The following is a 12,183-nucleotide window of genomic DNA, read 5'->3' as shown; positions in this document are numbered from 1 at the left end:
TTGAATCTTGTTTTATAAACTCGTGCTAGTTACTTTTCATAGTGCTTTTTACGTCTTGCCTTTTGATAGCGCTTTTATATATCAGCTATGCTTTATCAATTGGCACAGTATGATTGTCAGTATCAGACGGTTTATCAGGCGCGGGCTTTCTATTTTGCCAAGGGAATCGACCTTCTAGTTCAACCTGTAACGATAAGCTTAAAAAGGTTCGAATCAGTACGATAAAACCTAGCACCAGTACGCTGCGTAGAGATGGCTCGGTGACGACAGTAGCCACTATATCAGCGGCAATCAGCACTTCTAACCCCAACAATATAGATTTGCCTACGGTCTGTCTGATTTCAACATAAGTATCATTGTTGAAATGACCAGACGCTCGAAAAGCTCTATATAAAGCAAGAAATAGCCCAAAAAACATAATGAGGACGCCAATGACTTCGATCATTTTGGCAATTAAGTCGATATAGTGAGTTAGTGTGTCTATCAAAGCAAATACTCCTCATAATTGATTAGAAAAAAGCTTAGCATTTAACACTTAGTACTTAACACTTAGTAATTAACAATAAGCTAAAAATGTATCTATAAATATCTATGTCGACGACGAAATTTGTAAAAGTTCCGTTAGCTAACGCCCACTATGGTTTTGTTCACTCCCTACGACATTTTTTTGCTATGCTATAACCGAATACCAATAACTATAGAATAAACGAAAAGGACTTTTTATGGCCAATCTCTCGAAAAAAGCAATTACCAAAGCTGTCAAAGGTAAGAATATTATCATCACAGGTGCTTCAAGTGGTATCGGTGAGCGTACAGCATATTTACTTAGTGAATGCGGTGCGCATGTTATCTTATTAGCACGTACCGAAGACAAACTAAAAGCCGTTAAAGAAAGTATCGAGGAGCTTGGTGGCAATGCCAGTTATTACCCTTGTGATTTGACCAATATGGATGATATCGAAAAAGTTAGCACGCAAATTTTGGCAGATTTCGGACATGTTGATGTCTTGGTCAATAACGCTGGTCGTTCAATTCGGCGTTCGGTTCACGAGTCTATTGATCGTTTCCATGATTTTGAGCGTACTATGGATATCAATTACTTTGGCGCGGTTAAAATAGTTCTTGGGTTTTTGCCGAGGATGATTGAACGTCAGACTGGTCAAATTGTGAATATCTCCTCTATTGGCGTATTGGCAAACAGTCCGCGTTTTGCCGCTTATGTCGCCTCAAAATCGGCATTGGATGCCTTTAGCCGCTGCTTAGCTGCTGAAGTGAAGGGCGATAATGTGACGATTACCAATATTTTTATGCCATTGGTGCGTACCCCGATGATTGAGCCTACTAAGTTGTACCGCTACATGCCTGCATTAATGCCTGATGAAGCGGCGATGATGGTTGCCAAAGCGATTGTCCATAAACCAAACAGTATTGCCAGCAACATGGGTAAGTTTGCATCAGCCACTTATTCACTAGCACCAGCAATCAACGTTGGTATTCAATCGATGGGTTATCGTATTTTTCCAAGCACCCGCGCTGGACTGACTACTGATAAGAAACCAAACCTTGCTCAGCGTGCCTTTGCCAGAATACTGCCTGGTGAGCATCATTAGAATAGGCTGTATATGAGCCTTGATTTAGAATAAAAAAGGACGCTGCGGTGTCCTTTTTTAATGCCTCAAATACTCTTAAGCAGTATAAAAATCTTCTTCGCCGCCAGTATGGGAAGGGGTTAGTTATACGTTAAATGAATTCTCAAAACTTCTGCTATTCAATTTCCTTTATATATCTAATTTTCAGGAAGATGAATGAAATTCATCTTATGTTTAAATTGTATCGTTTTTATTCATGTTTAGATTTCGGTATGATTCACCTCATACAAAGATTTGGTTTTATCTCAGATAAATAAGGTAGCGGATCACCATGAGTAAAGAATTCAATTGTTCAATTAAGCACATTCGTTTTGACGAAAACTATCAGCCTGCAGATAGCACGCGTCTGACGACTAACTTTGCAAATTTGGCACGCGGCGAGCACCGCCAAGAGAACTTACGCAAAACGTTAAATATGATCAATAATCGATTCAATGCATTGGCGCATTGGGACAATCTGACAGCAGATCGTTATTCTGTTGAAGTTGATATCATCTCTGTCGATCTGGATGTTAAAGGCAATGGTCAGACGTTCCCTATTATCGAAACGCTAAAAACCACGATTGTGGATCATAAAGAAAACAAGCGTATCGACGGGATGGTTGGCAACAGTTTCTCATCTTATGTGCGTGATTATGACTTTAGTATTGTGTTACTAGAGCATCGTGACAAAAACCTAGCATCCATAACGCCAGATAATTTTGGTGAATTGCACGGCAAGCTGTTTCAATACTTATTGAACTCAGAGGCTTACAACGCTCATTTTCACAAAAAACCAGTGATTTGCCTGAGCGTTTCAACCAGCAAGACTTACTATCGTACTGTCAATCAGCATCCTGTATTGGGCATTGAATACAAGCAAGATGAATACTCGTTGACCGACGACTATTTTCATAAAATGGGCTTAACGGTACGTTATTTTAAGCCTGAGGGTAGCGCCGCGCCATTAGCATTTTATTTTGCAGGGGACTTGCTCAGTGATTACACTGATCTTGAGCTGATTAGTGCAATCAGTACCATGGAGACCTTTCAGAAGATCTACCGTCCTGAGATTTACAATGCCAACTCAAGCGCTGGACAAGTGTATCAACCTAGCCTGAATTACCAAGACTATTCATTGACGCAAGTAGTCTATGACCGCGCCGAACGTAGTCAGATGGCAGTAACCCAAGGCAGATTTACTGAGACACACTTTATCAAGCCGTATCAAACCATCCTTGAGGAATGGGCTGCAAGCTATGATGTAACAGGCGAGACTGCTCAAAAAGAAGCCGCTGACAAGAAAGCGGCTAGGAAGCAAGCCGCTTAACTGAGCATCACTCATCAACATAATAAAAAATAAATTAACTAGAAGATAAATCGTATGAAACTACTATTACCGACGTCTACCGCTGGCAGCTTACCAAAACCGTCTTGGCTAGCAGAACCTGAGAAAATTTGGTCACCTTGGGCGTTAGAGGGCGAGCAGTTGCTTGAAGCCAAGCAAGATGCGCTGCGTATATCATTGCAAGAGCAGCAGCATGCAGGGATTGATATTGTGAGTGATGGCGAGCAGACTCGTCAGCATTTTGTAACTACGTTCATCGAACACCTTGATGGTGTCGACTTTGAGAAGCGTGAGACGGTCAAAATCCGTAATCGCTACGATGCGAGCGTGCCATCAGTCATTGGTGCGGTGAGCCGTCCGAAGTCCGTGTTCGTTGATGATGCCAAGTTTTTACGTCAGCAAACCGATCAGCCAATAAAATGGGCGTTGCCAGGGCCGATGACGATGATTGATACGTTATATGACGGTCATTATAAAAGCCGTGAAAAATTGGCTTGGGAATTTGCTAAAATCCTGAACCAAGAAGCAAAAGAATTAGAGGCGGCTGGCGTTGATATTATCCAGTTTGATGAGCCTGCATTTAACGTGTTCTTTGATGATGTGAACGACTGGGGTATTGCGACTTTAGAGCGCGCCATTGAAGGCCTAAAATGTGAGACAGCTGTCCATATTTGCTACGGCTATGGCATCAAAGCCAATACTGATTGGAAAAAGACACTGGGCTCAGAGTGGCGCGAATACGAAAAAGCATTTCCTAAACTGCAACAGTCGAAAATCGATATCATCTCACTGGAGTGTCAAAACTCACGTGTGCCCATGGATCTGATTGAATTGATTCGTGGTAAAAAAGTGATGGTTGGTGCCATTGATGTGGCAACCAACACTATCGAGACACCAGAAGAAGTGGCAGATACGCTACGCAAAGCGCTACAATTTGTCGATGCTGACAAGCTGTATCCTGCGACTAACTGCGGCATGGCACCTTTGTCTCGCCAAGTCGCACGTGGTAAGCTCGCAGCACTGAGCGCTGGTGCTCAAATCGTTCGTCAAGAACTGACTGCTTAGAGTTTTGCAAGGGAAATTCTATTTAAAGAATTTCCTTTGCAAAACTAAAATTGAAGCACAATTTTTTAACGTTATTTTTTAACGTTTCTCGGGATTGAAGCAATGATTAAAGATAGGATTGACGCGACTGACTTTAGAGATGCCATGTCTTTGCTAACGACTGCGGTCAATGTGGTGACCACAGCAGGTGCAACGGGCGTACATGGGTTTACAGCATCGGCAGTATGTAGTGTTACAGACACACCGCCGACCTTGCTTGTCTGTATGAATCAAACGTCTCGGTCACATGGCTATTTTCTGGAAAATAAGATTTTAAGTGTTAATGTATTAGGCGCGCAACATGAGCAGCTGTCCAATGCTTTTGCCTCTAAATTGTGTTCAGAAGAACGGTTTGAATATGGTTCTTGGACACAATTACAAACAGGCGCTCCTGTGTTGGAGGATGCCTTGGTCAGCTTTGATTGTGAGATTGAACAAATTCAAGAAGTCGGCACGCATAGCGTCTTTATGTGCCGCGTTGTCGCCGTCAATCAGGCTGAGTCACAAGGCGGCACTGATGAAGGGTTGGTTTACTTCAATCGTGCCTACTCTAGAGTGGGGCAAGTGGAACTTATTTAATCCAGTATTTATAGTCCAACCCCTGAGCCTATGGGCTATTGCTCGTGCAACATTAAGCAGTCATTTAACTATAATAATCATCTCATTAAATCTAAATAAGAAGTAACTATCCTGTGGAATTAATAACTTTTTTAATAATAGGGGCGCTAGCAGGATTTGCTGCGGGGCTATTTGGAGTAGGCGGTGGCACTATTATCGTACCACTGCTATTTATTGTCTTTACGCAAATGGGTTACAGTCCTGACAGTATTATGCACTTGGCCTTGGGTACTTCACTGGCGACCATTATTGTCACGTCCATAAGCTCGCTCATGGCGCATAACAAAAAAGGCGCAGTCATGTGGCCTGTCTTTAAAAATCTGACGCCAGGTTTAGCAATAGGCTGTTTTTTAGGGGCAGGGATAGCAGGACAGATATCTGGGTTATATCTGCAGTTGATTGTTGGTGTGTTTTTGCTTTGGGTCGCTTATAAAATGTTTATGGGCGGCAAAAAGAAAGCAAGTAACGAAGCTGGTAATGTCCATATAGCTTTACCTTCAAAGCCTAAGCAACTAGCAGCAGGAGCTGGTATCGGTATCGCTTCTGCTATTTTTGGGATTGGCGGTGGTAGTTTAACCGTGCCTTATCTCACGCGTTACGGTGTAGTGATGCAAAAAGCCGTTGGTACTTCGGCTGCTTGTGGATTGCCGATCGCCATCGCAGGTGCGCTAGGGTTTATGTTCTTTGGTATGCAAGCTCAAGTCGACGTGCCCAATACGATTGGCTTTGTTCACATCTATGCTTTTCTAGGTATTAGTATCATGAGCTTTTTTACCGCCAAGCTAGGCGCAAAAGTTGCTCACGCATTATCGCCGCAGTTGCTGAAAAAATGCTTTGCGGTACTGTTAACCGTCGTAGGCTGTTACTTTTTATATAAAGGGTTGCTCTAAGTAGTTTAAGATTAATGGACGCTTGAAAGGATTCAACGGTAGGTTTTCAATTAGCATACCGACTAGCTACATTCTTAAATTGTAGCTAGTCGGTATGTAGTTTTATAGGGAATATGTCGAACCAGTTTCTTATTTAGCTAAATCACTTAACCAAATACTCGCCATAATATCCAAAACATTCCTATCATTAAGACAGCGATCACGAGCAATCGTTTTAGCCAATAAGGCAATAGAGGTTTCTTATAGCCTAAGTCATTTAGCTGACTATCGACACCGTCTTGCAGCCCCTTAAACCCTTGACTCTGTTTGGTGGTTTTGACACGATTTTTTACCAATGGCCCAGGCTCGTCTTCTTCTTGCTCTCTATCAAAGCTGATGGCTTGATTTGGAATGCCTTGTTTACTAGCGATAGTATTGAGCTTCTGTTGTTGCTTTACTTTCAGCTGGGTCTCATAAGCATCAATTCTACTTTTGGCTTCATCCATACTGATGTTTTCGTCTGCCGCCAAAGTTTTGATGGCCATTACTAGGTTGTTTTTTTCGACCATCATAATGACGTCTCTTGGCAACTTGGTATTGACCGTTTTTGCGCTAGGGTCGGGGTTAAACATGACTGTCCTTATTACGGCGTATAAGTGTGAATGAGTGATATGCTCATTATAACCATGTTAGATAAGCAATGTTCAAGCAAAAAAATACCGCGGCCACTATGGTGACTGCGGTATTTTATTATTTATCGTTACTGGCATTTTTGCCAATATTTGATAATTATAGATCTTTCCAGCGTTGGATAGACTCTTTGATGACTTCTTTCGCTTCTGCGACATCGCCCCAAGATTCAACAACCGTCGTACCAGCTTTTTTCAAGTCTTTATAATGACTGAAATGGAACTCTAACTGGTTGATCAACTGCTTTGGTAGGTCTTCTAAGCTGTTGTAAGCATTGCCTGTGTCACGGTCATCAGCAGGTACGACAACGATTTTGTCATCTACTTCGCCATCATCGACAAACTTCATCACACCGATAACTTTGGCTTTTAAGAAAATACCAGTCGGTAGTGGCTGCTCAGTCAATAGCAATACGTCAAGCTCATCGCCGTCTTCGTCAAGTGTTTGTGGGATGAAACCATAGTTACAAGGTTTGGCAAAAATCTGTGGATCAATACGGTCAAGCTCAAATACTGCTAATTCGCGATTCCACTCAATTTTATGGCTGCTACCAGCTGGGATCTCTACTACTACGTTGATGATGCCGCCGTCTACGTCGCCTGCGTCCAAAATTTTGTTAAAATCTGCCATAAAATGCTCCAATTTGCTTTTGTTTTAAATGTTTGAATAAGGGGTTGAGCTAGGGAGACAGCAAGGATAGTTGCTGCGTCCGATTTGTACTGCATGCGATTATAGCAAGTTTGTACTGAATTTTCTCTTAATGCTTAAGTCTAAGCGTGCAAGATATTATGCAAAAAAAGATTATGCAAAAACGGACTCAAAATTTACTTGGGCGCGATAGCTCGCAACTCAATCAACCCAGCATGACGCTTAGCGATGTTATCAATAAGTTTTTGAGTGACTGTCTCATAGCTGAATGAATCGCTCATTTGCTGCTCGGTCTGCGCCTCTGGCTCTGTTTGCTCTGAATCTGTCTGCATGGCTACAAAGTCAGACAATCGCAACATCTGCATGCCGGCATAGCCACAAGGATTGATGGCATTAAATGAAGACAGGTCACAGTTTAGATTAATCGCAATGCCATGGTAGCTAAAGCCATGCTTAATCTTAAAGCCTAGCGAGGCCATTTTGCCAAGCATAATCTTATTATCAAGAGAGTTGTCATCTGTAGAGGTGCGGTCATCTGTTGCAGCAGTATCTGCATATAAGTAGACACCTGGGGCATCGCGGCGTGCATGAGCACTGATATTATCACTATTAGATGGTGAGCTACTCAAACAGTCATTGATGACGTCTTCTATCGCTTGCTCAGCATGGGAGACGAGATTGCGTACACTCCATTTGAGACTGTCTAAGTCAAACAACCAATAGATAACCAGCTGCCCATGACCGTGCCATGTCACCTGACCACCGCGATCGGTCTTGATGATAGGCGTGTCAGTACGCTGTAATATATGCTCTTCTTTACCTGCCTGTCCAAGCGTGTAGACGTCGTTATGATCTACAATCCATAATTCATCAGGCGTACGCAGCTCTTGTCGTTTCTTTAGATCGATACGTTCAAGGGTGCGTGCTAGCATCGCATCGAGAGTAGGGACATAATCGGCCGCTGAGAGAGATTTGCTGACAAGCGTGTCATTAAGGGGTTGTGTGTCATTTTGCATGAGAGTATCTGTCTTATTATTATCAAGTTTAAAATAAATAATGCTCATCAGTAGTGTAGCAGTTTTGGCGACTATCGCCCAAAGATATATAGTTTCGCAATGTCTGTAAATGGCGTAAATGCTAATAGCAATCAGCTAGCAATGGCTGACGAAATAATAGGTATAGAACAGTGGCAAGTGGTTCATAGCGGTGCTGCTAGTACAGACGCAGTAGTCAACCAAAGGTGCTGTTCATTGCTCAGTCGATGCGCTACATTAAAGTGTGATGAATGGAATCTGATGAAATTTATAGTCAGAGTAGGTTATCAAAGAGTGCACCTGACTAGAAAGATAGAGCCTCTAACCCAATATAATGTAGTGACTACAAACCTTATGACTATTACTATGATTATGACAAGGAAGACAAATGACAGATAGCAACCAAAGCGCCCATGAGCAGGCAGTGACCGAGACCGGTTTTGCGCTGCAGCGTGTGCCTGAAGCCCTAAGTACGGCGACGACTATCGATGAGATGAAAGCGCAATTTTCACGCTTGCAAATGTTAAGCCGCACCCAGCCAATCAATGATTGGGGCACTCGTACGACGCAGCTAGATAATCTAGAAGTGATGCTGAGTGACAACCAAGAGAGTTTTGCAAAGGCGATTAGTGCAGACTTTGGCTATCGTAGCCAGTCAGAGACGCAGTTTGCTGAGTTATTTCCTAGCTTTACCGGTATTAGCCACGCCAAAAAACACGGCAAAAAATGGATGAAAGCACATCGTGCGCCGATCTCAGCGCTGTATATGCCAGCCCATAATGAAATCCAGCCTCAGCCATTGGGTGTGGTCGGTATTATGGTGCCTTGGAACTATCCATTATTTTTAGCAATTGGCCCGATGATTGATGCAATCACCGCGGGCAACCGCATTATGGTCAAAATGAGTGAGGCCGCGCCGCAATTTGCTCAGACGTTTGCTGACGCCATTGCTCGTTATTTTTCGCCAGATATGATCTGTGTGGTGCTCGGTGAAGTTGAGATTGCCGCCGCCTTTAGTGAGCTACCATTTGACCATCTGCTATATACCGGATCGACTGCGGTGGGCAAAAAGGTAATGGCTGCCGCTGCGCCCAATTTAACACCAGTGACGCTTGAGCTTGGTGGTAAATCACCTGTAATCGTACTAGATGATGCCAATCTAGAGTCTGTTGTCAATCGAGTGATGATGGGTAAGACACTAAATGCTGGGCAGACGTGTATTGCTCCAGATTATGTCTTGATTCATCGTCAATACCATGACCAGTTTATCCAACTCGCAAAAGAGTGGATGACCAAGCATTATCCTGATATCGAAGAAAACCCAGATTATTCTCGCATTATTAATGGTGAGCAGTTCAAACGGGTAAAAGGCTATCTAGATGCGCTAACAGGCGGCGAGTTACATGCGTTAACTGCCGTTGAATCTAATATAGAGACCCGTTTAATGCCGCCAGTCATCGTCAGCGAGCCTGAGCCTGACAGCGACCTCATGCAAAATGAGATTTTTGCCCCGATTTTGCCGCTGATGCATTATGAGACGCTTGATGATGCCATTTACTTTGTGAACTCGCGTCCACGGCCATTGGCACTATATGTGTTTAGTGACAATTACAGCAGTATCGAAAACGTGCGTAACAATACGGTCTCGGGTGGCTTATGTATCAACGAAGTTTTGATACATGTGGCTCAGCACGACTTGCCGTTTGGTGGCGTGGGTGACTCTGGTACTGGTGCGTACCATGGTAAGGCTGGCTTTGAACGTCTCAGCCATATGAAGCCGATTTTTGTCCAAACTAAGCTCAATGGCTTGAATTTATTATTGCCGCCTTATGGTGGACTGTTTAAAAAGGCGATGGCGCTTTTTTTGAAATAACTGTTCTTGAAATAACAGTCTTTAAAATAACAATTCTTGAATTAGACATTTTATAGTAGCTATAGAAATTAATAGTGACCTTTTTTAGTCGATATCATAACCAATAGCACCTATCCAGATAGGTGCTATTTTTTTGTCTAAAATATGAATTTACAAACATAGATTTCTCAAATTAAGAGCGACGTGTCATAAGAGCTTTATCAAAATTATCGTAAATTTATCTAATGCGTTAATCTACAAATAAGCGTTTGTCATCACTTCTATAAATCGCTACACTTTGTAGTAAGTCTAAACAACAGTAGATAGTAGCTGAATGGTCTAGAGCCAGCATTGGTAAACTTGATATAGACCTTTCAGCTGTTTTTTAGTTCTATTGTTTTGATAGTGATTTCATGCCGATACAACATAATAATAGGAAAGAGTATGCGCCAATGGATTGCATTAAGCTTACTGTGGATGAGCGCGATACTATTGCCTGTATCGGCGTCTGCAGCCTGCAACTCGCCGATTAAATTTGGGGCGCTAACCTGGGAGAGTGGGCAATTTACCTCCGGCGTACTCAAATATATCGTAGAAGACGGATACGGCTGCACAGTAGAAGAAGTACCAGGAGCAGGGCCTGCACTTGATACAGCGCTCTCACAGAATGACATTCAGGTCATCGGGGAGCAGTGGGTTGGCCGTTCGCCAATCATGGAAAAAGCCATTGAGCAAAATAAAGTGGCCATCATCGGCGATACGCTAAAAGGTGGTGCAACTCAAGGCTGGTATGTCCCAAGATATGTATTGGAAGAGAACCCAGGACTACGCAGCTATCAAGATTTGCCTAAATATACGGAGCTATTTAAAGACCCTGAAGATCCTGGTAGATCACGTTTTATGAACTGTCCCTCTGGTTGGACGTGTGAGATTTTTAACACACGTTTGCTAAAAACCACCGGTCTAGACAGCCTTTTCAACAACGCACACCCTGGTACAGGTGCTGCTCTCGATGCCGAAATTGCCTCCGCTTTTGAACAGCATAAGCCACTGTTGTTTTACTACTGGCAACCCACTGGGCTAATGGCAAAATATGACCTTGCGCCATTAGAGTTTCCAGCTTATGAGGATGCTTGTTGGCAAAATCTGCTGCTCGCTGATGGTAAGATGGATTGCGTGTCAGGATTCCCAGTATCGCCGCTAGGTATTGCCGTTTCTACCCCGTTTGTCGAATCCAATCCTGAACTAGCAGCTGTCTTTGAAAAGGTGCAATTTACCTCTGATGAGCTAAACGGTGCTATCTTGGAGATGAGCGAAAGTAAACACACTGGCGATGAGCAAGCCATGGTGTTTTTGCGTGACAACCCAGAAGTTTGGCAAGCATGGCTGTCCGATGAAGCCGCTACCAATCTCGCTACCAAGTTAGGTCTTAGCTCAACGGGTGCTACCTCTACCGGTACAACTGCATCTAATATCAATGCGTCAGCGCTTGCCTCAAGCTTTCCTTCATGGTCGCTTGAGACCCCACTCAATAATGCCTTAGCAAATGTGGTCCAAAACTATGGTGATGTATTTCGTACTATTAGCACGATGGCGCTTACTTATCTGCTACTACCTATTGAACGATTATTAACGGTTATCCCGCCTTGGTTGATTATTGCATTTGTGACTGTGCTTGGCTGGTTTGGTGTTCGCAAGATTTGGTTTGCGCTGGCATGTGGAGCAGGGCTGTTTTTTATTGGCGCTTTTGGTTTATGGGGCGCATTAATTGATACTTTAGCGCTGCTTATCGTATCGGTACTGGTCACGGTGGTGATTGGTATTCCTATTGGTATCGCTATGTCAGGTAGCAAACTGCTACGCAAGATAGTGACGCCAGTGCTAGATATCATGCAGACCATGCCGAGTTTTGTATATCTCATACCAGTGCTGATGCTGTTTGGTATTGGTAAAGTGCCTGCGTTATTCGCGACTGTAATTTATGCGCTGCCACCCTTGATTCGTCTGACGACATTAGGGATTACGCAAGTCAATCATGAAATGGTCGAAGCAGGACGATCCTTTGGTAGTACCCACCTACAGCTGCTCCTTTGGATTAAATTGCCACAAGCGTTGCCCAGTATTATGGCAGGTATCAATCAGGCCGTAATGATGTCACTTGCCATGGTGGTATTGGCCTCAATGATTGGTGCTCCTGGGCTTGGTGAAGATGTATTGCAATCTATCCAAACGCTCAATATCGGTCAAGGTCTACAAGCAGGTACGGCCATCGTTATCGTTGCCATTATCATTGACCGTATTACGCAAGCATTTGGTCAAGGTAAGCGTACCCGTCAAAAAACCATCGAAGCAGGCAGACGTCCGATTGGATAGAAAGTTGTCTAGTGGCATA

The 12,183-nt window shown here is 43.3% G+C and carries 11 protein-coding genes; 7 read left to right on the top strand and 4 right to left on the bottom strand.

Annotated elements, in window-relative coordinates:
* Window positions 1-85: 85 nt before the first annotated feature.
* Window positions 86-487 (bottom strand): DUF1622 domain-containing protein, encoded by a 402-nt coding sequence (locus tag I3249_RS02000; RefSeq protein WP_197707720.1) that lies wholly within the window; start codon window positions 485-487, stop codon window positions 86-88.
* Between the two features lie 235 nt (window positions 488-722).
* Here I3249_RS02000 and I3249_RS01995 point away from each other — a divergent pair, with 235 nt between their 5' ends.
* The 5 genes from I3249_RS01995 (at window position 723) to I3249_RS01975 (ending at window position 5,588) form a co-directional block, all read left to right on the top strand.
* Entirely contained in the window at window positions 723-1,610 is an 888-nt protein-coding gene (locus tag I3249_RS01995; protein ID WP_238068303.1) for an SDR family NAD(P)-dependent oxidoreductase, read from the top strand.
* 310 nt (window positions 1,611-1,920) lie between these two features.
* Complete coding sequence (locus tag I3249_RS01990) at window positions 1,921-2,958, top strand: DUF1852 domain-containing protein (RefSeq protein ID WP_238068301.1); 1,038 nt, start codon at window positions 1,921-1,923, stop codon at window positions 2,956-2,958.
* 54 nt (window positions 2,959-3,012) lie between these two features.
* Window positions 3,013-4,041 carry a methionine synthase gene (locus I3249_RS01985; RefSeq protein WP_238068300.1) on the top strand — a complete coding sequence of 343 codons (1,029 nt, stop codon included), beginning with the start codon at window positions 3,013-3,015 and terminating at the stop codon, window positions 4,039-4,041.
* Between the two features lie 102 nt (window positions 4,042-4,143).
* The gene (locus I3249_RS01980; RefSeq protein WP_238068299.1) at window positions 4,144-4,659 is read left to right on the top strand and encodes a flavin reductase; all 516 of its coding nucleotides are present in this window, start codon (window positions 4,144-4,146) and stop codon (window positions 4,657-4,659) included.
* A gap of 113 nt (window positions 4,660-4,772) precedes the next feature.
* Window positions 4,773-5,588 (top strand): sulfite exporter TauE/SafE family protein, encoded by an 816-nt coding sequence (locus tag I3249_RS01975; RefSeq protein WP_238068298.1) that lies wholly within the window; start codon window positions 4,773-4,775, stop codon window positions 5,586-5,588.
* 146 nt (window positions 5,589-5,734) lie between these two features.
* Here I3249_RS01975 and I3249_RS01970 read toward each other — a convergent pair whose 3' ends face one another.
* From I3249_RS01970 to lipB, 3 genes are all read right to left on the bottom strand, one after another.
* The gene (locus tag I3249_RS01970; RefSeq protein ID WP_102090957.1) at window positions 5,735-6,199 is read right to left on the bottom strand and encodes a hypothetical protein; all 465 of its coding nucleotides are present in this window, start codon (window positions 6,197-6,199) and stop codon (window positions 5,735-5,737) included.
* 157 nt (window positions 6,200-6,356) lie between these two features.
* Window positions 6,357-6,887 (bottom strand): inorganic diphosphatase, encoded by a 531-nt coding sequence (locus I3249_RS01965; protein WP_057759479.1) that lies wholly within the window; start codon window positions 6,885-6,887, stop codon window positions 6,357-6,359.
* A 194-nt stretch (window positions 6,888-7,081) separates the two neighbouring features.
* On the bottom strand, window positions 7,082-7,921 hold the full coding sequence (lipB, locus tag I3249_RS01960) for a lipoyl(octanoyl) transferase LipB (RefSeq protein WP_238068297.1): 840 nt from the start codon (window positions 7,919-7,921) through the stop codon (window positions 7,082-7,084).
* 406 nt (window positions 7,922-8,327) lie between these two features.
* Here lipB and I3249_RS01955 point away from each other — a divergent pair, with 406 nt between their 5' ends.
* The gene (locus tag I3249_RS01955) at window positions 8,328-9,812 is read left to right on the top strand and encodes a coniferyl aldehyde dehydrogenase (RefSeq protein ID WP_238068296.1); all 1,485 of its coding nucleotides are present in this window, start codon (window positions 8,328-8,330) and stop codon (window positions 9,810-9,812) included.
* Window positions 9,813-10,235: 423 nt separating this feature from the next.
* Window positions 10,236-12,164: a glycine betaine ABC transporter substrate-binding protein gene (locus I3249_RS01950; RefSeq protein WP_238068295.1), complete on the top strand. Its 1,929-nt coding sequence runs from the start codon at window positions 10,236-10,238 to the stop codon at window positions 12,162-12,164.
* The last annotated feature ends 19 nt before the right edge of the window (window positions 12,165-12,183 follow it).

The sequence above is a fragment of the Psychrobacter sp. Ps1 genome, from assembly GCF_022129425.1.
Classification (GTDB): Bacteria; Pseudomonadota; Gammaproteobacteria; order Pseudomonadales; family Moraxellaceae; genus Psychrobacter.
This window is presented reverse-complemented; position numbering and strand designations above follow the sequence as displayed.

Bases quoted from the DNA above. Each gene is read 5' to 3' on its own strand.
- I3249_RS01980 (WP_238068299.1), top strand. From the start codon at position 4,144: ATGATTAAAGATAGGATTGACGCGACTGACTTTAGAGATGCCATGTCT.
- I3249_RS01950 (WP_238068295.1), top strand. From the start codon at position 10,236: ATGCGCCAATGGATTGCATTAAGCTTACTGTGGATGAGCGCGATACTA.
- I3249_RS01985 (WP_238068300.1), top strand. From the start codon at position 3,013: ATGAAACTACTATTACCGACGTCTACCGCTGGCAGCTTACCAAAACCG.
- lipB (WP_238068297.1), bottom strand. From the start codon at position 7,921: ATGCAAAATGACACACAACCCCTTAATGACACGCTTGTCAGCAAATCT.
- I3249_RS01970 (WP_102090957.1), bottom strand. From the start codon at position 6,199: ATGTTTAACCCCGACCCTAGCGCAAAAACGGTCAATACCAAGTTGCCA.
- I3249_RS01990 (WP_238068301.1), top strand. From the start codon at position 1,921: ATGAGTAAAGAATTCAATTGTTCAATTAAGCACATTCGTTTTGACGAA.
- I3249_RS01955 (WP_238068296.1), top strand. From the start codon at position 8,328: ATGACAGATAGCAACCAAAGCGCCCATGAGCAGGCAGTGACCGAGACC.
- I3249_RS01965 (WP_057759479.1), bottom strand. From the start codon at position 6,887: ATGGCAGATTTTAACAAAATTTTGGACGCAGGCGACGTAGACGGCGGC.
- I3249_RS01995 (WP_238068303.1), top strand. From the start codon at position 723: ATGGCCAATCTCTCGAAAAAAGCAATTACCAAAGCTGTCAAAGGTAAG.